The sequence below is a fragment of the Streptomyces sp. PA03-6a genome, from assembly GCF_033792765.1.
Taxonomy (GTDB): domain Bacteria; phylum Actinomycetota; class Actinomycetes; order Streptomycetales; family Streptomycetaceae; genus Actinacidiphila.
Window position 1 is genome coordinate 1 of sequence record NZ_JARAVK010000112.1, and the last position, 18364, is coordinate 18364.

Below are 18364 nucleotides of genomic sequence, written 5' to 3' on the forward strand. Positions count from 1 at the left end.
CGGCGGGGGCCGTGGGGGCGTGGTCCCGGTCCCGGACGAGGGCGAGCCAGGGCAGCACGGCGACGGCGGCGATCACGCCCCAGGCGGCGAGGCCGAGCCGCCAGTCGCCACCGAAGGCGCGGGTCGCCGGGACGGTCGCCGCGGCGGCGAGGGCGGTGCCCAGGGACAGGGCCATCGAGTAGAGCCCCGTCATGGTGCCCACCCGGTCCGGGAACCAGCGCTTGACGACGACGGGCATCAGGACGTTGCCGACGGCTATGCCGCCGAGCGCGAGGGCGCTGGCGGCGAGGAAGAGCGCCGTTCCGCCGGCGAACGGACGCAGGAAGAGCCCGAGGGTGATCGCGACCAGCCCGGCGCAGACCACGGCGCCGGGGCCGCGGCGGCGGGCCAGCCGGGGCGCGGTCACCCCGAACACGGCGAAGCACAGCGCGGGGACGGAGGTGAGCAGGCCCGCGACGGTGCCGCTCATGCCGAGGCCGTCGCGGACCTCCTCCAGGAGGGCGCCGAGGCTGGTGATGGCGGGCCGCAGATTGAGGGCGGCGAGCACCAGCGCGACCGCCACCAGGATCCGGGTGCGCCGTACGCCTTGCGCGGCGGGGGGAAGGTGTGCGGGCATGGTGGCCCGTTCCGTGGCAGGGTCGAGCGTCGCTTCGTCGTCACGCATGCCGACCATCATAGAATGATGGGATGAATGTTGAGGAGACCCCATGCCCCTGACCTCACCCCGGCGCTCCGCCCTGGCCGACCAGGTGATCGCGCAGCTGCGCGCCCAGATCACCTCCGGTGAGTGGCCGGTGGGGTCGCGGATCCCCACCGAGACCCAGCTGGTCGAGCAGCTCGGGGTGGCCCGCAACACCGTCCGCGAGGCGGTGCGGGCACTCGCGCACAACGGACTGCTCGACATCCGGCAGGGCTCCGGCACCTACGTGCTGGCCACCAGCGAGCTCGCCGGGGTGATGCACCGCCGCTTCGCCGACGCCGACCCGCGGCACGTGGCCGAGCTGCGCAGCGCCCTGGAGGCGTCCGCGGCCGCGCTCGCCGCGCAGCGGCGGACGGACCGCGACCTGAAGCAGCTGGACGCGGCCCTGGCCCGGCGCGAACGGGCCTGGGAGTCGGGCCGCACCGAGGCCTTCGTCGACGCCGACGCGGCGCTGCACCTGTCCGTCGTGGCGGCCTCGCACAACGACGTCGTCGCCGAGCTCTACGCCGACCTCGGCGAGGTGCTGCGCGCCTTCCTGCGCGCGGACGTCGGCGAGGAGCTGCGCGCCGAGCAGTACGTGGACCACGCCCGCCTGGTCGAGGCGATCCGGGCCGGAGATCAGGAGGCGGCCTCCGCCGAGGCCTCTGCACACGCCTTCAGCTGCCGCTTCAGTCCAGCGTCCCGGTGACCCAGACCTCCTGGATCTCCTGCCAGCAGCGGTCGCTGAGCGTGACGGTCTGCGCGGGTCCTACCGGGACGGGGGCTCCGTCGACGTCCGGGTCCCACCACTGGAGGCACTCGATGTGCAGCTGCACGCGGTCCAGGTCGGGGTCGGGGTTGAAGCACACGGCGACGCCCTCGCTGCCCTGCACCGAGGTCCGGCACTGCGCGACGTCCGGCATCCGTGCCGCGGCGGTGGTCGCGGCGCATACGTAGGGACGCACGATCGACGCCCTCCCTCCGCTCGCCCCCGGCCCCCGCACAGCCATCCTCCCGGCCCGGGGGGTCCGGCCACCCGGTCTGCTGGGCCGAACGGGGGACGGCGCCCCGAACGCGCGTACGGCCCTGGTGCCGCCCGAGGGCGGCACCAGGGCCGTACGCGAAGGGGCCGGAACGGGCCCCTACGATCAGGCGCCGACCGCGTGCAGACCGCCGTCGACGTGGATGATCTCCCCCGTGGTCTTGGGGAACCAGTCGCTCAGCAGCGCGACGACACCGCGGCCGGCCGGCTCGGGGTCGGCGAGGTCCCACTCGAGCGGGGCCCGGTGGTTCCAGACGTCGGCCAGCTCGCCGAAGCCCGGGATGGACTTGGCGGCCATGGAGCCGATCGGGCCCGCCGAGATCAGGTTGCAGCGGATGTTCTGCTTGCCCAGGTCCCGGGCGATGTAGCGGGAGGTGGCCTCCAGCGCCGCCTTGGCCGGGCCCATCCAGTCGTACTGGGGCCAGGCGAACTGCGCGTCGAAGGTGAGGCCGACGACAGAACCGCCCTCCTGCATCAGCGGCAGGCAGGCCATGGTGAGCGACTTCAGCGAGTACGCCGAGACGTGCATCGCGGTGGCGACGGACTCGAACGGCGTGTTGAGGAAGTTGCCGCCGAGGGCGTCCTGCGGCGCGAAGCCGATGGAGTGCACGACGCCGTCGAGGCCGCCCAGCTCCGCGCCGACCACGTCGGCGAGGGAGGCCAGCTGCTCGTCGTTGGTGACGTCGAGCTCGATGACCTTGACCGGCTTGGGCAGCTTCTTGGCGATGCGCTCGGTCAGCGTGGGCCGCGGGAACGCCGTGAGGATGATCTCGGCACCCTGCTCCTGGGCGAGCTTCGCGGTGTGGAACGCGATGGAGGACTCCATCAGCACGCCGGTGATGAGGATGCGCTTTCCAGCGAGGATTCCGCTCATGGTGCTCAGTGACCCATACCCAATCCGCCGTCGACGGGAATGACGGCTCCGGTGATGTATGCCGCCTCGTCGGAGGCGAGGAAGCGGACCGAGGAGGCGATCTCCTCGGGCTGCGCGTAGCGGGCCAGCGGGACCTGGCTGACGATGTTCTTCCGCTGCTCGTCGGTGAGCACACGGGTCATGTCGGTGTCGACGAAGCCGGGGGCGACGACGTTGACGGTGATGTTGCGCGAGCCGAGCTCACGGGCGAGGGAGCGCGCGAAGCCGACCAGGCCGGCCTTGGACGCGGCGTAGTTCGCCTGGCCCGCCGAGCCGAGCAGCCCCACCACGGAGGAGATCAGCACGATGCGGCCCTTGCGGGCGCGCAGCATCTTCCTCGACGCGGCCTTGACCACGCGGAAGGTGCCGGTGAGGTTGGTGTCCACGACGGACGTGAAGTCGTCGTCGGACATCCGCAGCAGCAGCTGGTCGCGGGTGACGCCGGCGTTCGCCACCAGCACCTCCACCGCACCCTGCTGGGCCTCGATCTCCTTGAACGCCTGCTCGACCTGCTCACCGTCGGTGATGTCGCACTTGACGGCGAAGAGCCCCTCCGGGGGCTCGCCCGAGCGGTAGGTGACGGCGACCTTGTCGCCCGCGTCGGCGAACGCCCTGGCGATGGCGAGGCCGATGCCCCGGTTTCCTCCGGTGACGAGAACCGAGCGGCTCAACGGATCACCCTTTCCCTAGAGGTCTGGTACTCCAGAAAACTATCTGCCTACCTCGCGGTACGGGGAATCGACCCCCGACAGGGGCGTGTGCGAGTCGCTGTCGAGTCTCTACAGAAAACCGCAGGCGGGCGGATTGTCGGAGCGGCATGATTCACTGCGGAGACCTTGACGATTGGACAGAACGGGAGGCCGTCGTGCCCCACGAGGTCGATCAGTCATTCCTGGCGCTGCCGCTGCGGGCGCTCGCGGACGCGGCGCTGGCACGCGCCCGCGCCCTGGGAGCCGAGCACGCGGACTTCCGTCTCGAGCGGGTGCGCAGCGCCTCGTGGCGATTGCGTGACGGCAGGGCGTCCGGGTCGTCGGACACCACGGACGTCGGCTACGCGGTGCGCGTGGTGCACGGCGGGGCGTGGGGCTTCGCCTCCGGGGTCGACCTGACGATGGACGCCGCGGCGCGCGTGGCCGGGCAGGCGGTCGCGATGGCGAAGCTGTCGGCCAAGGTGATCGCCGCGGCGGGCTCCGACGAGCGGGTGGAGCTGGCGGCCGAGCCGGTCCACTCCGACAGGGTGTGGGTCTCCTCGTACGAGACCGACCCCTTCGATGTGCCCGATGCCGACAAGACGGGTCTGCTGTCCGAGTGGAGCGGCCGGCTGCTGGCCGCCGACGGCGTGTCGCACGTCGACGCCTCCCTGATGACCGTCCACGAGAACAAGTTCTACGCGGACACGGCGGGGACGACCACGACCCAGCAGCGGGTACGGGTGCACCCGGAGCTGACCGCCGTCGCGGTGGACCCGGAGTCCGGGGAGTTCGACTCGATGCGCACCCTGGCGCCGCCGGCCGGCCGCGGCTGGGAGTACCTGACCGGCACCGGCTGGGACTGGGACGCGGAGCTCGCGGAGATCCCCGGGCTGCTCGCCGAGAAGATGGCGGCGCCCCCGGTGGAGGCGGGCTCGTACGACCTCGTGGTCGACCCCTCGAACCTGTGGCTGACCATCCACGAGTCGATCGGCCACGCCACCGAGCTGGACCGTGCGCTGGGCTACGAGGCCGCCTACGCGGGCACCTCCTTCGCGACCTTCGACCAGCTGGGCACGCTGCAGTACGGCTCCCCGCACATGAACGTCACCGGTGACCGCACCGCCGAGCACGGCCTGGCGACCATCGGCTACGACGACGAGGGCGTGGCCGGGCAGTCCTGGGACCTGGTCAAGGACGGCGTCCTGGTCGGCTACCAGCTCGACCGCAGGATCGCCCGGCTCACCGGGTTCGAGCGCTCCAACGGCTGTGCCTACGCGGACTCCCCCGGCCACGTCCCGGTGCAGCGGATGGCGAACGTGTCGCTGCAGCCCGCGCCGGACGGGCCGTCCACGCAGGAGCTGATCGGCGGCGTCGAGCGCGGCATCTACGTCGTGGGCGACCGCTCCTGGTCGATCGACATGCAGCGCTACAACTTCCAGTTCACCGGCCAGCGCTTCTTCAGGATCGAGAACGGCCGGCTGGCCGGGCAGCTGCGCGACGTCGCCTACCAGGCCACCACCACCGACTTCTGGGGCTCCATGGAGGCCGTCGGCGGGCCGCAGACCTACGTCCTGGGCGGCGCCTTCAACTGCGGCAAGGCCCAGCCGGGTCAGGTCGCCGCCGTCTCGCACGGCTGCCCCTCCGCGCTCTTCCGCGGCGTCAACATCCTCAACACCACGCAGGAGGCCGGTCGATGAGCTCCGTTTCGAAGCCCCACGAGATCGTCGAGCGCGCCCTGGAACTGTCCCGGGCGGACGGCTGCGTCGTCATCGCCGACGAGGAGTCCTCGGCCAACCTGCGCTGGGCGGGCAACGCGCTGACCACCAACGGCGTGACGCGGGGCCGCACCCTCACGGTGATCGCCACGGTGAACGGCTCCCAGGGCACCGCCTCGGGCGTGGTGTCCCGCGCCGCGGTCACCGCGGACGAACTGGAGCCGCTGGTGCGGGCCGCCGAGGCGGCCGCGCGCGCCGCCGGCCCCGGCGAGGACGCCCAGCCGCTGGTCGAGGGGGTGCCGGCGAGCGCCTCCTTCACCGAGCCGCCGGCCGAGACCTCATCCGAGGTGTTCGCCGCCTTCGCGCCCGCCCTCGGCGAGTCCTTCGCCGCGGCCCGGGCCGGCGGCCGGCGGCTGTACGGGTTCGCCTACCACTACGTCACCTCCACCTACCTGGGCACGTCCTCGGGGCTGCGGCTCCGGCACGACCAGCCCAGCGGGACCCTGGAGCTCAACGCCAAGTCGCAGGACATGTCGCGCTCGGCGTGGGCCGGGGCCGGCACGCGCGACTTCACCGACGTCGACCCGGCGGCCCTGGACGCCGACCTGGCGCAGCGCCTGGCCTGGGCCGAGCGCCGGATCGACCTGCCCGCCGGGCGGTACGAGACGCTGCTGCCGCCCTCCGCCGTGGCGGACCTGGTGATCTACCAGCAGTGGAGCGCGTCGGCCCGGGACGCCGCGGAGGGCCGTACGGTCTTCAGCCGGCCGGGCGGGGGCACCCGGGTCGGCGACAAGCTCTCGGAACTGCCGCTGACGCTGCGCAGCGACCCGGCCGAACCGGGGCTGGAGTCGGCGCCGTTCGTCATCGCGCACGCCTCGGGTGACGCCGCGTCGGTCTTCGACAACGGGCTGCCCGTCAAGGCGACCGACTGGGTGCGCGAGGGCGTGCTCAACCGCCTGTCCACCACGCGGCACAGCGCCGGTCTGACCGGGCTGCCGTTCACGCCGTCCGGGGGCAACCTGATCCTGGACGGCGGCGGCAAGCGGTCGCTGGAGGAGATGGTGGCGGACACCGAGCGCGGCCTGCTGCTGACCTGCCTGTGGTACATCCGCGAGGTGGATCCGGCCACCCTGCTGCTGACCGGGCTGACCCGGGACGGGGTCTACCTGGTGGAGGGCGGCGAGGTGACCGGTGTGGTCAACAACTTCCGGTTCAACGAGTCGCCGGTGGACCTGCTGGGCCGGGCCACCGAGGTGGGCCGCACCGAGCGGACGCTGCCGCGCGAGTGGAGCGACTGGTTCACCCGGGCCGCGTTCCCGGCGATGCGGGTCCCGGACTTCAACATGAGCTCGGTCAGCCAGGGGGTCTGACCAGGACGATGGGTGGGGCGATGGACGAGAAGCAGACGGTCAAGGTCTCGAAGTTCCTGGCGCGGGTGCTGCGGCACGACCCGGCCTCGATCGGGATCACCCTGGACGAGGCCGGCTGGGTGGACGTGGACGAGCTGATCGCCGCGTCCGGCCGCGCGGGCCGGCGTTTCTCGCGCACCGACCTCGACCACGTCGTGGCCACCAACAACAAGAAGCGGTACGCGTTCTCGGAGGACGGGCGGCGGATCCGGGCCAGTCAGGGGCACTCGGTGGAGGTCGACCTCGGGCTGTCGCCGGCGGAGCCGCCGGCCGTCCTCTTCCACGGCACGGCCAGCACCACCCTGCCGATCGTGCTGCGCGAGGGGCTCAAGCCGATGTCCCGGCAGGACGTCCACCTGTCCGCGGACGTGGAGACGGCCGTGCGCGTCGGTGCGCGGCACGGCCGTCCGGTGGTGCTGGCGGTGGACGCGGCCGGACTGACGGCCGCGGGCCACGAGTTCCGGGTGAGCGCCAACGGCGTGTGGCTCACCGACCTGGTGCCCCCGACGCATCTGCGGCAGCACGTCCTGTGAGCCCTGAGCGGGTCGCCCCCGTCAGGTGGCCGTCCGCCGCCGCCTGCCGCGGATCGAGGCCCACAGCGGGGTGATCACGGCGACGACGAGGATCGCGCCGAGGATCTGGAGCACGTGACGGATCCAGTCGATGCCACCGGTGTGCCGGACGCCGATCCATCCGGCGACCGCGTTGCCCAGGAAGGCGCCGAGGATGCCGCAGATGATGGTGAGCCACCAGGGGATGTCCTGCCTCCCCGGCAGGAGCAGCTTCGCCAGGAACCCGAGCACGATGCCGACGATGATCGCCCAGAACCAGTTCATGCGGCCAGTCTCGGCGTGGCCCCGGTACGCCGCATGCCGAAGGCGGCCATACGCCGTACGGCGGGTGCTGTCACACGCAGACGGCCTCCCCGGTCTCCTCTGCGGCAAACCCACGGCGTACCGTGGACAGTGCCGGAACCGGGTGGCTTCCGGCGTTTCGAGCAGGTGGTGGAACGTGATGCGGAAGCGGAGCGGTACCGAGGTCTTCCGGATCACCGGGACCGCGGCAGGGCTCACCGACGACGTCCGCGGAAGGCAGCGGCGCTACATCATCTCGATGTCGGTCCGCACCCTGTCCTTCATCCTGGCGGTCGTCCTGTGGCACGTCTCGACGCCGCTGGCCTGGATCGCGCTGGTCCTCGGCCTGGTGATGCCGTACATCGCCGTCGTCATCGCCAACGCGGGCCGGGAGAACGCCCCCGGACTGCCGTCGGCCCGGATCGCGCCGCCCGTGCGGCCGGCGCTCGGCCCCGGCGAACCGCTGCTGCCGGCGGAGCGGACCCCGGAAGAGGACGGACGCTCCCCCTCCGGTCAGGTCTGAACCTTTCCACCGCTCCGGGGCTGCTCAGGGGCCGCTCCGAAGCTCAAGAAAACCTCAGATCAATCATGGGGATCCACTCCACTGCGGGCCTTTCCGCGTGACATACTGCGTACGCGCTCCGCATCCCCCGTCGGAGCGACGGACCGACGCCGGGCGGCTCCCCCCGTGGCTGCCCGGCGTCGCCATGTTTGGATGGGGTTCGTGAACGACGAATCCCCGATCTGCTCCGCCAAGGGTTGCCGCGCCCCCGCCGTGTGGGTGCTCGCCTGGAACAACCCGAAGATCCACACGCCCGAGCGCCGCAAGACCTGGCTGGCGTGCGAGGAGCACCGCGAGCACCTCTCGTCGTTCCTGGGCGTCCGCGGCTTCCTGAAGGACGTCGTGCCCTTCGAGGAGTGGGAGTCGAGCTCAGCCGCCGATGGCTGACATGGGCCGCTCGGGCTGCAGGAACGTGGGGTCGTCCAGGCCGGAGCCGGCCTTCTTGCCCCACATCGCGGTCCGCCAGAGCTCGGCGACCTCCTCGTCGGAGCCACCGGAGCGGAGCGCCGCGCGCAGGTCGGTCTCCTCGCGCGCGAACAGGCAGTTGCGCACCTGACCGTCGGCCGTGAGCCGGGTGCGGTCGCAGGCCCTGCAGAAGGGCCGGGTGACGGAGGCGATCACACCGACCCGGGCGGGCCCGCCGTCCACCAGCCAGCGCTCGGCGGGAGCGTGGCCGCGGGCCGCGTCGGGCTCGGCGGTCAGCGTGAACCGGGTCCGCAGGCTCTCCAGGATCTCCTGGGCGGTGACCATGTCGCTGCGCTGCCAGCCGTGCTGGGCGTCGAGCGGCATCTGCTCGATGAAGCGCAGCTCGTAGTCGCGCTCCAGGGCCCAGGCCAGCAGCTCGGGAGCCTCGTCGTCGTTGACGCCGCGCATCAGCACGGTGTTGACCTTGACCGGGGTCAGGCCCGCGGCGTGGGCGGCCTCCAGGCCGCGTACGACGTCCTCGTGGCGCTTGCGGCGGGTGAGGGTCTGGAAGACGTCGGGACGCAGGGTGTCCAGGGAGACGTTCACCCGGTCCAGACCGGCCCCCCTCAGCGCCTGTGCGGTGCGGGCGAGGCCTATGCCGTTGGTGGTCAGGGAGAGCTTGGGGCGGGGCTCCAGCTCCGCGCAGCGCTCGACGATCCCGACCAGGCCGGGGCGGAGCAGGGGCTCTCCGCCGGTGAAGCGGACGTCCTTGACGCCGAGCAGGGTGACCGCGATCCGCACCAGCCGGACGATCTCGTCGTCGGTGAGGAGATCGGGCTTGCCGAGCCACTGCAGGCCCTCCTCGGGCATGCAGTAGGTGCACCGCAGATTGCACCGGTCGGTCAGCGAGACCCTCAGGTCGGTCGCGATCCGGCCGTAGGTGTCGATCAGCACGGCGCGCCTCCCTTTGAGGGTCCGGTCGATGGAACGGCAGTGCCGTCCCGTTACTTCGCAGCCTACGGGACGGCACCGACGTTCAACAGTCTGTTTAATGCGCTCCGGCTCCCGTGAGGGAGCGGACCTCCAGTTCCGCGTACTTGCGGTCGGCGTCCTCTTCCGGCTTGGACAGGAGCGTGCCCACCACACCGAGCAGGAAACCGACGGGGATGGAGACGATCCCGGGGTTCTCCAGCGGGAACCAGTGGAAGTCCACGCCGGGGAACATCGCGGTCTCCTTGCCCGAGACCACGGGCGAGAAGACCACCAGGACCACGGAGGTGATCAGACCGCCGTAGATGCTCCACAGCGCCCCGGTGGTGTTGAAGCGCTTCCAGAACAGGCTGTACAGGAGCGTCGGCAGGTTCGCGGACGCCGCGACGGCGAAGGCCAGGGCGACCAGGAAGGCGATGTTGAGCTTGCCCGCGAAGATGCCGAGCAGGATCGCCACGGCCCCGATGGCGACCGCCGCGATCTTCGCCGCCGCGACCTCCTCCTTCTCGCTCGCCGTGCCCTTGCGGATGACGTTGGCGTACAGGTCGTGCGCGAAGGACGACGAGGAGGCGAGGGTGAGGCCCGCGACCACGGCCAGGATCGTGGCGAAGGCGACCGCGGAGATCACGGCGAGCAGGATCGCGCCGCCCGTGGAGTCCGCGCCGCCGCCGATCTCCTGGGCGAGCAGCGGGGCCGCGGTGTTGCCGGCCGCGTTGGAGGTGGTGATCGTCTCCGGGGTGAGCAGGGCGGCGGCCCCGAAGCCCAGCGCGATCGTCATCAGGTAGAAGCAGCCGATGATGCCGATCGCCCAGTTCACCGAGGTACGGGCGGCCCGGGCGGTGGGCACGGTGTAGAAGCGGATCAGGATGTGCGGCAGGCCCGCGGTGCCGAGCACGAGGGCCAGGCCCAGCGAGATGAAGTCGATCTTCGAGGTGGCCGTGACGCCGTACTTCAGGCCCGGCTCCAGGAAGGCCGCGCCCTTGCCGCTCTTCTCCGCGGCGGCGCCGAGCAGCGACGACAGGTTCCAGTGGAACTTGGCGAAGACCAGGAACGTGATCAGCAGGGTCCCGCCGATCAGCAGCACCGCCTTGACCATCTGCACCCAGGTGGTGCCCTTCATGCCGCCGATGGTCACGTACAGCACCATGACGACGCCGACGAGGATGACGATCAGGCGGCGCGGCCCCTCACCGGTAATGCCGAGCAGCAGGGCCACCAGGGCGCCCGCGCCCACCATCTGGGCCAGCAGGTAGAAGATGCTGACAACGATGGTCGAGATGCCCGCGGCCGTGCGCACCGGGCGTTGCCGCAGCCGGAAGGCGAGGGCGTCGGCCATGGTGAACCGGCCGGAGTTGCGCAGGGGTTCGGCGACCAGCAGCAGCGCCACCAGCCAGGCGACGAGGAATCCGATCGAGTAGAGGAAGCCGTCGTAGCCGACGAGGGCGATCGAACCCGCGATGCCCAGGAAGGACGCGGCCGACATGTAGTCGCCGGAGATCGCCAGGCCGTTCTGGAAGCCGCTGAAGGAACGGCCGCCGGCGTAGAAGTCGGTGGCGTCCTTGGTCTGGCGGCCGGCCCAGACGGTGATGCCGAGCGTCGCGACGACGAAGACCGAGAACAGGGTGATGATGAGCGGTCGGTGTTCGCTCGCGCCGACCGCGACCACCTGGACTCCCGTGGTGTGCAGCGCGGTCATGCGGTGGCCTCCGTGCTCTCGGTGTCGTCGGTGCCCTGGGGGCCAGGGCCTTCCAGGCTCGCCTTGATGGCGTCCGCGCGGGCGTCGAGCTTGGCGTTCGCGTGCCGGGAGTACCACACGGCGATCCCGAAGGTGGTGGCGAACTGCGCGAGCCCGAAGACGAGGGCCACGTTGATGTGGCCCACGACCTTGGTGTCCATGAAGCCGCCGGCGTAGTTCGACAGCAGGACGTAGAGCAGGTACCAGGTGATGAACGCGACCGTGAGCGGGAACGCGAACGAGCGGTAAGAGCGGCGCAGTTGGGCGAACTCCGCGCTCGCCTGCACCTCGGCGTACGAGTCGGCAGACGGCGGACCGGAGCTTGCCGACGGTCGTGCGGGGTCCACGATGCCTCCTGTGGGGCGGAGCTTGAGAGGGCACGAGCAGGCGACGCGACCCGCGTGGGCGCACGGGGGCGCCGACGTGAGCTACGTCACGTAAAGATCGGACCCGCGCATGGTAGATGCGCGACCACGGCCGCCGACAGGGGGCGGTAGTTGAAAACTGGTTGTTCCTCGGCAACCGGAACTTGAGCTTTCTTTACCAATCCATTGATAGCGCGCCGACGGCGGCGATAGCTTCCAGCGTCATGTACCCGTCCAAGGGCAACACGGCCGCCAGGACGGGCGTTTGGACGATTGGAGATCCCATGGCTCCACTGCCAAGACGGCGCCGCGCCTTCGCGATACCGATCGGTGTCGCGGTGGCGAGTGCTCTCGCCTTCCTGCCGAACGCCGCCTCGGCCGCCACCGCCGGATCCGCCTCGGGCGGCGGCAGTGCCGCGTACGACGGCCCGACGCTGTCGTACGTGGTCAACACCAAGACCGACCGGGGAACCATCAAGTCCGTGGAGCGGGCCGTGTCCCGCAGCGGCGGTGACGTCGTCACCACCTACGACCGGATCGGCGTGATCGTCGTCCACTCGGCGAACCCCGCGTTCGCCTCCGAGATGCGCAAGGTCCGCGGTGTGCAGACCGCCGGGGCGACCCGGACGGCCGCGCTGTCCACGGCGTCGACGACGGAGCTGGGGGCGGTGCAGGAGATCACGGCCGCCGACGCCGCCCGGGCGAAGTCCGCGGCCACCGCCGCGCAGGAGCCGATGGAGCCGGACCAGTGGGACCTGCCGGCCATCAGGGCCGACAAGGCCGCCCGGATCAATCCGGGCAGCCGCAAGGTCACCGTCGCCGTCATCGACACCGGCGTCGACGACACGCACCCGGACCTCACCGCCAACTTCTCCGCCTCGCAGTCCGCCAACTGCGTGGGCGGCAAGGCCGACACCAGCCCGGGCGCCTGGCGCCCGTACACCCCGGACGCCTACCACGGCACGCACGTCGCGGGTGAGATCGCCGCGGCGCGCAACGGGATCGGCGTGGCCGGTGTGGCCCCGGGCGTGAAGGTCGCCTCCATCAAGGTGGCCGACCCCGTCACGCAGCTGTTCTTCCCGGAGAGCGTGGTCTGCGCCTTCGTCTTCGCCGCCGACCACGGCGTCGAGATCACCAACAACAGCTACTACATCGACCCGTGGCTCTACAACTGCTTCGGCGACCCCGACCAGCGGGCCATCGTCGACGCCGTCAACCGGGCCGCGCAGTACTCCCACAAGAAGGGCGTGCTGAACGTCGCCTCGGCGGGCAACTCCAACCACGACCTCGACTCGGACGCGATCGTCGACGCGACGAGCCCCGACGACACCACCCCGGTCACCCGGACCATCGACCCGCACGTCTGCTGGGACATCCCGACCCAGCTGCCGGGCGTCGTCACCGTCTCCGCGACCGGAGTGCAGAAGCTGAAGTCGTACTACTCCAGCTACGGTCTCGGCGTCGTCGACGTCGCGGGCCCCGGCGGCGACCGCTACCAGATCCCCGCCACCCCCTCGGCCAACGGGCGGATCCTGTCCACCCTGCCCGGCAACACCTACGGCTACCTGCAGGGCACGTCGATGGCCAGCCCGCACGTGGCCGCCGTCGCCGCGCTCATCAAGAGCCGCCACCCGCACGCCTCCCCGGAGCAGCTGCAGTGGATGCTCAAGGCCCAGGCCGACGACCCGGGTTGCCCCACGGGTCTGTACGACCCGGACGGCAACGGCGTGCAGGACGCCACCTGCACCGCCGGCCGGCACGTGACCAGCTTCTACGGCCACGGCGTCGTCGACGCCCTGGACGCCGTCACGAAGTGACGCGCCCCGCGTGACACGGGAACGCCCGGCGGGATCCCCGCCGGGCGTTCCGCTGTCCGGGCGTTCCGCGTCCGGGCCCGGGTCAGGCCTTGACGAGGACCTTCAGCGCGGTGCGCCCGTCCATCGCCTTGTAGCCGCCGGGGACGCCGTCCAGGCCGACGGTGAGGTCGAAGACCGGGGACGGGTCGATGGTGCCGTCGAGGACGTCCGGGAGCAGTTCGGGGATGTAGGTGCGGACCGGGGCGACGCCGCCGCGCAGGGAGACGTTGCGGTCGAACATGTCGCTCAGGTCGAGGCCGGTGCCGCTGCCGTGCGGGACGCCGACGTAGCCGACGGCGCCGCCGTCGCGGGTGATGGCGACGGCGGTGCGCATCGACTGCTCGGTGCCGACGGCCTCGATGACCGCGTGGGCGCCGTGGCCGCCGGTCAGTTCGCGGACCGCCGCGACGGCGGCCTCGCCGCGCTCGGCGACGACGTCGGTGGCGCCGAAGGTGCGGGCGATCCCGGTGCGGGCCTCGTGCCGGCCGAGCGCGATGATCCGCTCCGCGCCGAGCCGCCTGGCGGCCAGCACACCGCACAGTCCGACCGCGCCGTCCCCGACGACCGCGACCGTGGCGCCGGGCCGCACACCGGCGCCGACGGCGGCGTGGTGGCCGGTGCCCAGCACGTCGGAGAGGGTGAGCAGACCGGCCAGCAGACGGTCGTCGGAGAGCGCCTCGGCGGGCAGCCGTACGAGGGTGGAGTCCGCGAACGGCACGCGCACGGCCTCGCCCTGGCCGCCGTCGGAGCCGACCTGGCCCCAGAAGCCGCCGGCCGGGCAGGAGGTCGTCAGACCCTCCGCGCAGTAGGCGCACGTACCGTCGGACCACACGAAGGGCGAGACGACCAGGTCGCCCGGCTTGAGCCCGGACACCTCGGAGCCGGTCTCCTCCACGACGCCGAGGAACTCGTGCCCGATGCGCTGTCCCGGCTGCCGGGCCGACTCGCCGCGGTACGCCCACAGGTCGCTGCCGCAGATGCAGGCCAGCACCACGCGCACCACCGCGTCGGTGGGCCGCCGGACCGCCGGGTCCGGCACCTCCTCCACCCGTATGTCGTGGGGGGCGTGGATCACGGTCGCGCGCATACGGAGGTCGTCCTCGCTGGTCGTACGAATGGGGTCGTACCACCGTACCGGCCGGTGGCGAGCAGGGACTGCGCCCCCAGATAGGTGAGCATGATCCAGAAGTCGGCCGCCGGGAGCTGCGGGAGGTCGGCGAGCCGGGTCGCGAGCAGGGTGTCGGAGAGCAGGAAGAGCGCCCCGCCCACTGCCGTCGCCCGTGGTCCGAGCGCGGCCGCACCGGCCGCCATCGCCGTCAGCAGCAGGCTGTACGCGGCGACCGGGATCCGCAGCCCGGAGGGCAGGCCCGGCCACACCACGACGAGCGCGGCGACCCACACGACCGTGTAGCCGGCCCCCGTCGCGGCGGCGCGACGCCGGTCGGCGAAGGCCCCGCGGGCGGCGAAAAGTGTGAGGTAACAGACGTGCCCGGCCGCGAAGGCGCCCATCCCAGCGAGGAAGGACGTGTCCCCGCCGAGCTGCAGCAGCACGTCCCCGGCCCAGCCGCACAGCAGCGCGGCGACCAGCAGCCGGGGGCCGCCCCGCAGCGCCGCGCAGACCGCGAGCAGCGGCACCAGGACGGGCTTGGTGAGGTGGTCGGCCGTCACCGACCCCGCGAGCTGGGCGGCCAGGTGGACCACGGCCACCACCGCGAAGGCGGCCAGTGCCGCGCGGGCGGCGCGCTCCCGGGTCACGCCGCCGGCTCCTCGCCCCGCGGACGCCAGCCGGGACCGCGCAGGACGTGGCCCGCCCGGTCGCGCCAGGTGCGGGCGGCGGCGACGTCCCGGGCGATCGAGGCGTACTCGTGGGTGGCCACGCGCAGCGGGTTGAACGTGGTGATGTTCTTGGTGAGTCCGAAGACCGGGCGCTGCACCTCCGCCGCGAAGGAACCGAACAGCCGGTCCCAGACGATCAGGATGCCGCCGAAGTTGCGGTCCAGGTAGCCGCCCTGCGAGGCGTGGTGCACGCGGTGGTGCGAGGGCGTGTTGAGGACGAACTCCACCGGGCGGGGGAGCTTGTCGACGCGCTCGGTGTGGATCCAGAACTGGTAGACGAGGTTGAGCGAGGAGCAGAACGCCAGTGCCGCCGGGTGCACCCCGCAGACGATCACCGGCAGGTAGAACACCCACGACGTCATGCCGGTCCAGGGCTGGCGCAGCGCGGTGGAGAGGTTGAACTTCCGGCTGGAGTGGTGCACCACGTGGGACGCCCACAGGATGCGGACCACGTGGTGGCCGCGGTGCTGCCAGTAGTAGAAGAAGTCCTGCGCGAGCAGCATCAGCGGGATCGTCCACCACACCACGGGCACCCGCAACGGGGTGAACGCGTACACAGCGGTGTAGACCGCGAGGATCGGGATCTTCCAGAGGAAGTCGAAGAACAGGCTGCCGAGTCCCATCGACAGGCTCGTCGCGGTGTCCTTGGCGGCGTAGCCGGCGGCGTCCTCGTCCGGATGGATCCGGTAGCTGATCAGCTCCAGGACGGTGAGCAGCACGAACGCGGGTATGGACCACATCACGGCATCGGGCAGTTGCGGCATGCGCGCACCTTAAGGGCGTGCGGCGGCCCCGGCTAGAGGTCGTTACCTGTCGGTTCTACCCGGGGGTACCCCCGGGATTCCGCCCGGTCGGCCCCCTCGGAAGGGCGACGGCCCAACCGGGCCCATGCGACGGGTGGTTGACCCGCGGGTGCCGCGCACGACGGGCCCCGCGCGCCGCCGCTGCCGCCCCGTCCCCGGCGGGATCCGACGGTGCGCCAGGGGCGGGTGGCGGCGGGCACTGTCGGTGGCCGCCCGTATTGTGTTCCTCCATGCACGCGCCCCAGCTTCCGCACCCGTCGTGGCCAGAGGCCTACCCCGACGGATACGCCGTCGTGGACGTCGAGACCACCGGCCTCGGCCGCGACGACCGGATAGTGTCCGCGGCCGTCTACCGGCTGGACGCGCGCGGCGAGGTGGAGGACCACTGGTACACCCCCGTCAACCCGCAGCGTGACCCGGGCCCGGTGTGGATCCACGGCCTCACCTCGGCCGTGCTGGCCGACGCCCCGCTCTTCGGCGAGGTCGCCGCCGAGCTGGCGGACCGGCTGTCGGGCCGGGTGTTCGTCGCCCACAACGCGGTCTTCGACTGGTCCATGCTCGCCCGGGAGTTCGCGCGGGCGGGCACCGTGGCGCCGGTGGAGCACCGGCTGTGCACCATCGTGCTCTCCAAGGCGCTGGGGCTGCCGCTGGCCAACCACAAGCTGGAGTCCCTGGCCGCGCACTTCGGCGTCGTCCAGCAGCGCGCCCACCACGCCCTGGACGACGCGCGCGTGCTGGCGGAGGTGTTCCGCCCCAGCCTGCGGCAGGCCGCGGCGGGCGGACTGCAGTTGCCGCTGCACGCCTGCCGCCCCCTGACGGAGTGGATCGACACGGCCGTCCCCCGGCAGTCGGTCTCCGCGGGCTACCGCAGCACGTACCGGCCGATGAACTGGCGGACCTCGCGGAAGCGGCCGGCCTGCCCCTATCCCAACCCGGGGCGGCTGGAGTCCGGCGGACCGCTGGTCCAGGGGATGCGGGTCGCCTTTTCGGGCGACACGGGCATCGACCGCGAACTGCTGGAGGACCGCGCCACCGAGGCGGGTCTGCACGTGTCGTCCTCCGTGAGCCGGCTGACCAGCCTCCTGGTGACCAACGACCCCGACTCGCTCACCACGAAGACCGTACGGGCCCGGCAGCTCGGCACCCCGGTCGTCAACGAGCGCCGCTTCGCCGAGTTGCTGCGGGACGTCGCCCCCGCGCCGGACGTGCACGGCTGACGCCTCCGTTCGAGTGGTGCGCCCGCGACGCACCCGGTCACCGATTGCCGCGCCAGGGCCCGGCCCGCACCCTGGGCCTCATGGCCCGATGCGAAGTATGCGGAAACGACTACGTGATGAGCTTCGAAGTGCACGCCCAGGGGGCCGTGCACGTCTTCGACAGCTTCGAGTGCGCGATCCACCGGATGGCGCCCATCTGCGAGCACTGCCGGGTACGGATCGTCGGCCACGGGGTCGAGGTCGACGGCCACTGGTACTGCGGCGGCCACTGCTCCAAGGCGGAGGGCCGCAGCGGCATCGTCGACCGGGTCGGCTCGCTGCCCGGCGGCGGCTGATCCCGGCGGCTGATCCCGGCGGCCGCGCCCCGGCACGTCCGACCCCTCCGGAAGGCGCCCCGCGACCGAGTTGTACGGTCATGGGGTGTACCGCTTCCTGTTGTCCCGGCAGTGGGTGATCCTCACCCTGATCGCACTGCTCCTGATGCCCGCCATGGTCGAGCTGGGCTTCTGGCAGTTGCACCGGCACGAGCGCCGGGTGGCCAGCAACCACCTGATCGCGGACAACCTCGAGGCGGAGCCCGTCCCGGTGGAATCGCTGACCGCCCCCGGCGCGGCCGTGCCGAAGCGGCAGATCTACCGCACGGTCACCGCGACCGGGCACTACGACACCGCCCACGAGGTCGTCGCCCGCCAGCGCACCGCCGCCGACGGGGACAGCATCGGCTACCACGTGATCACCCCGCTGGTCCTGGCCGACGGCCGGTCGGTGCTGGTCAACCGGGGCTGGGTCCCCGCCGGCACCGACCTGACCACGTTCCCCAAGGTCCCCGCGGCACCGTCCGGCGAGGTCACCGTCACCGGCCGGCTGCGCCCGGACGAGACCACCGCGGCGACCGGCATCAGGAACAAGGGCGGACTGCCCGACCGCATGATCATGCTGATCAACAGCGGGATGGTGGCAGAGGACCTGCCCGCGGCACAGCGGCCGGTCGGCGGCTACATCGAGCTGGCGGCGACCTCCCCCAAGCCCTCCGGGCGGCAGCCCGAGCTGATCCCGGATCCCGACCACAGCAGCATCGGCATGCACATGGGGTATGCGATCCAGTGGTGGCTGTTCACCGCCATGGTGCCGGTCGGCTGGGTCATCCTCGTCCGCCGCGAGCGGCGGGAGCGGCTCGCCGCCCGCGGCGCGGCGGCGCAGGACAGTGCCACGGCCGAGCCGGCCGCCGCTGCGGTCGCGTCGCCCTAGCGCCGGGGGCACCCTCGTAGAGCGGGGACCCTCGTAGAGGGAG

The 18364-nt window shown here is 72.0% G+C and carries 21 protein-coding genes; 10 read left to right on the forward strand and 11 right to left on the reverse strand.

Annotated elements, in window-relative coordinates; translation table 11 throughout:
- Window positions 1–616: MFS transporter (locus tag PV350_RS25130; protein WP_500336260.1), on the reverse strand; the 616-nt coding region annotated here is incomplete at its 3' end.
- Window positions 617–707: 91 nt separating this feature from the next.
- On the opposite strand from PV350_RS25130, the gene PV350_RS25135 reads away from it, so the two are divergent.
- The gene (locus PV350_RS25135) at window positions 708–1388 is read left to right on the forward strand and encodes a FadR/GntR family transcriptional regulator (protein WP_499511118.1); all 681 of its coding nucleotides are present in this window, start codon (window positions 708–710) and stop codon (window positions 1386–1388) included.
- Here PV350_RS25135 and PV350_RS25140 read toward each other — a convergent pair.
- The 3 genes from PV350_RS25140 to fabG all read right to left on the reverse strand — a co-directional run bounded on the left by PV350_RS25140 (window position 1369) and on the right by fabG (window position 3305).
- Window positions 1369–1644, reverse strand: a complete 276-nt coding sequence (locus PV350_RS25140) for a hypothetical protein (protein WP_499511119.1) — start codon at window positions 1642–1644, stop codon at window positions 1369–1371. The two genes, PV350_RS25135 and PV350_RS25140, sit on opposite strands and share 20 nt — an antisense overlap.
- Window positions 1645–1827: 183 nt before the next feature.
- Window positions 1828–2595, reverse strand: a complete 768-nt coding sequence (fabI, locus tag PV350_RS25145; protein WP_499511120.1) for an enoyl-ACP reductase — start codon at window positions 2593–2595, stop codon at window positions 1828–1830.
- 5 nt (window positions 2596–2600) lie between these two features.
- The gene (gene fabG, locus PV350_RS25150; protein ID WP_499511121.1) at window positions 2601–3305 is read right to left on the reverse strand and encodes a beta-ketoacyl-ACP reductase; all 705 of its coding nucleotides are present in this window, start codon (window positions 3303–3305) and stop codon (window positions 2601–2603) included.
- 194 nt (window positions 3306–3499) lie between these two features.
- On the opposite strand from fabG, the gene PV350_RS25155 reads away from it, so the two are divergent.
- Genes PV350_RS25155 through PV350_RS25165 form a run of 3 tightly spaced genes read left to right on the forward strand, consistent with a single transcriptional unit; the run spans window position 3500 to window position 6983 of the window.
- Window positions 3500–5023 (forward strand): TldD/PmbA family protein, encoded by a 1524-nt coding sequence (locus PV350_RS25155; RefSeq protein ID WP_500336246.1) that lies wholly within the window; start codon window positions 3500–3502, stop codon window positions 5021–5023.
- A complete protein-coding gene (locus PV350_RS25160; protein ID WP_500336248.1) occupies window positions 5020–6411 on the forward strand; it encodes a metallopeptidase TldD-related protein in 1392 nt (463 codons plus the stop codon). Before PV350_RS25155 ends, PV350_RS25160 begins: the two co-directional genes overlap by 4 nt.
- A 20-nt stretch (window positions 6412–6431) precedes the next feature.
- On the forward strand, window positions 6432–6983 hold the full coding sequence (locus PV350_RS25165) for an RNA 2'-phosphotransferase (protein WP_499511124.1): 552 nt from the start codon (window positions 6432–6434) through the stop codon (window positions 6981–6983).
- A gap of 21 nt (window positions 6984–7004) precedes the next feature.
- Here PV350_RS25165 and PV350_RS25170 read toward each other — a convergent pair whose 3' ends face one another.
- Window positions 7005–7286: a GlsB/YeaQ/YmgE family stress response membrane protein gene (locus PV350_RS25170; RefSeq protein ID WP_499511125.1), complete on the reverse strand. Its 282-nt coding sequence runs from the start codon at window positions 7284–7286 to the stop codon at window positions 7005–7007.
- Window positions 7287–7464: 178 nt separating this feature from the next.
- Here PV350_RS25170 and PV350_RS25175 point away from each other — a divergent pair, with 178 nt between their 5' ends.
- Together PV350_RS25175 and PV350_RS25180 are read left to right on the forward strand one after the other, a co-directional pair.
- Window positions 7465–7827, forward strand: a complete 363-nt coding sequence (locus PV350_RS25175; RefSeq protein ID WP_499511126.1) for a DUF3099 domain-containing protein — start codon at window positions 7465–7467, stop codon at window positions 7825–7827.
- Window positions 7828–8028: 201 nt separating this feature from the next.
- A complete protein-coding gene (locus PV350_RS25180; RefSeq protein ID WP_499511127.1) occupies window positions 8029–8253 on the forward strand; it encodes a hypothetical protein in 225 nt (74 codons plus the stop codon).
- On the opposite strand, the gene moaA is transcribed toward PV350_RS25180, so the two are convergent.
- The 3 genes from moaA to PV350_RS25195 form a co-directional block, all read right to left on the reverse strand.
- Window positions 8236–9225, reverse strand: a complete 990-nt coding sequence (moaA, locus tag PV350_RS25185; RefSeq protein ID WP_499511128.1) for a GTP 3',8-cyclase MoaA — start codon at window positions 9223–9225, stop codon at window positions 8236–8238. The two genes, PV350_RS25180 and moaA, sit on opposite strands and share 18 nt — an antisense overlap.
- Before the next feature lie 94 nt (window positions 9226–9319).
- A complete protein-coding gene (locus PV350_RS25190) occupies window positions 9320–10957 on the reverse strand; it encodes a monocarboxylic acid transporter (RefSeq protein ID WP_499511129.1) in 1638 nt (545 codons plus the stop codon).
- The gene (locus PV350_RS25195) at window positions 10954–11343 is read right to left on the reverse strand and encodes a DUF485 domain-containing protein (RefSeq protein WP_499511130.1); all 390 of its coding nucleotides are present in this window, start codon (window positions 11341–11343) and stop codon (window positions 10954–10956) included. Before PV350_RS25195 ends, PV350_RS25190 begins: the two co-directional genes overlap by 4 nt.
- A gap of 302 nt (window positions 11344–11645) precedes the next feature.
- On the opposite strand from PV350_RS25195, the gene PV350_RS25200 reads away from it, so the two are divergent.
- The gene (locus PV350_RS25200) at window positions 11646–13178 is read left to right on the forward strand and encodes a S8 family peptidase (RefSeq protein WP_499511131.1); all 1533 of its coding nucleotides are present in this window, start codon (window positions 11646–11648) and stop codon (window positions 13176–13178) included.
- A gap of 82 nt (window positions 13179–13260) precedes the next feature.
- On the opposite strand, the gene PV350_RS25205 is transcribed toward PV350_RS25200, so the two are convergent.
- The 3 genes from PV350_RS25205 to PV350_RS25215 are packed head-to-tail and all read right to left on the reverse strand — an operon-like array spanning window position 13261 to window position 15817.
- On the reverse strand, window positions 13261–14304 hold the full coding sequence (locus PV350_RS25205) for a zinc-dependent alcohol dehydrogenase family protein (RefSeq protein WP_500336251.1): 1044 nt from the start codon (window positions 14302–14304) through the stop codon (window positions 13261–13263).
- Window positions 14289–14972 carry a lysoplasmalogenase gene (locus tag PV350_RS25210; RefSeq protein ID WP_499511133.1) on the reverse strand — a complete coding sequence of 228 codons (684 nt, stop codon included), beginning with the start codon at window positions 14970–14972 and terminating at the stop codon, window positions 14289–14291. Before PV350_RS25210 ends, PV350_RS25205 begins: the two co-directional genes overlap by 16 nt.
- Entirely contained in the window at window positions 14969–15817 is an 849-nt protein-coding gene (locus tag PV350_RS25215) for a sterol desaturase family protein (protein WP_499511134.1), read from the reverse strand. Before PV350_RS25215 ends, PV350_RS25210 begins: the two co-directional genes overlap by 4 nt.
- A gap of 269 nt (window positions 15818–16086) precedes the next feature.
- Between PV350_RS25215 and PV350_RS25220 the strand changes: the two genes are divergently transcribed.
- The 3 genes from PV350_RS25220 to PV350_RS25230 all read left to right on the forward strand — a co-directional run bounded on the left by PV350_RS25220 (window position 16087) and on the right by PV350_RS25230 (window position 18321).
- Window positions 16087–17073, forward strand: a complete 987-nt coding sequence (locus PV350_RS25220) for a DEDDh family exonuclease (RefSeq protein ID WP_499511135.1) — start codon at window positions 16087–16089, stop codon at window positions 17071–17073.
- Window positions 17074–17153: 80 nt separating this feature from the next.
- A complete protein-coding gene (locus tag PV350_RS25225) occupies window positions 17154–17408 on the forward strand; it encodes a metallothionein (RefSeq protein WP_431963558.1) in 255 nt (84 codons plus the stop codon).
- An 85-nt stretch (window positions 17409–17493) separates the two neighbouring features.
- The gene (locus PV350_RS25230; RefSeq protein WP_499511136.1) at window positions 17494–18321 is read left to right on the forward strand and encodes an SURF1 family cytochrome oxidase biogenesis protein; all 828 of its coding nucleotides are present in this window, start codon (window positions 17494–17496) and stop codon (window positions 18319–18321) included.
- The last annotated feature ends 43 nt before the right edge of the window (window positions 18322–18364 follow it).

What these genes read in the sequence shown, in the direction of transcription:
- PV350_RS25135 (WP_499511118.1), top strand. Translation starts at nt 708, where the DNA reads ATGCCCCTGACCTCACCCCGGCGCTCCGCCCTGGCCGACCAGGTGATC.
- fabI (WP_499511120.1), bottom strand. Translation starts at nt 2,595, where the DNA reads ATGAGCGGAATCCTCGCTGGAAAGCGCATCCTCATCACCGGCGTGCTG.
- PV350_RS25160 (WP_500336248.1), top strand. Translation starts at nt 5,020, where the DNA reads ATGAGCTCCGTTTCGAAGCCCCACGAGATCGTCGAGCGCGCCCTGGAA.
- PV350_RS25165 (WP_499511124.1), top strand. Translation starts at nt 6,432, where the DNA reads ATGGACGAGAAGCAGACGGTCAAGGTCTCGAAGTTCCTGGCGCGGGTG.
- PV350_RS25170 (WP_499511125.1), bottom strand. Translation starts at nt 7,286, where the DNA reads ATGAACTGGTTCTGGGCGATCATCGTCGGCATCGTGCTCGGGTTCCTG.
- PV350_RS25175 (WP_499511126.1), top strand. Translation starts at nt 7,465, where the DNA reads ATGCGGAAGCGGAGCGGTACCGAGGTCTTCCGGATCACCGGGACCGCG.
- PV350_RS25190 (WP_499511129.1), bottom strand. Translation starts at nt 10,957, where the DNA reads ATGACCGCGCTGCACACCACGGGAGTCCAGGTGGTCGCGGTCGGCGCG.
- PV350_RS25200 (WP_499511131.1), top strand. Translation starts at nt 11,646, where the DNA reads ATGGCTCCACTGCCAAGACGGCGCCGCGCCTTCGCGATACCGATCGGT.
- PV350_RS25205 (WP_500336251.1), bottom strand. Translation starts at nt 14,304, where the DNA reads ATGCGCGCGACCGTGATCCACGCCCCCCACGACATACGGGTGGAGGAG.
- PV350_RS25215 (WP_499511134.1), bottom strand. Translation starts at nt 15,817, where the DNA reads ATGCCGCAACTGCCCGATGCCGTGATGTGGTCCATACCCGCGTTCGTG.
- PV350_RS25220 (WP_499511135.1), top strand. Translation starts at nt 16,087, where the DNA reads ATGCACGCGCCCCAGCTTCCGCACCCGTCGTGGCCAGAGGCCTACCCC.
- PV350_RS25225 (WP_431963558.1), top strand. Translation starts at nt 17,154, where the DNA reads ATGGCCCGATGCGAAGTATGCGGAAACGACTACGTGATGAGCTTCGAA.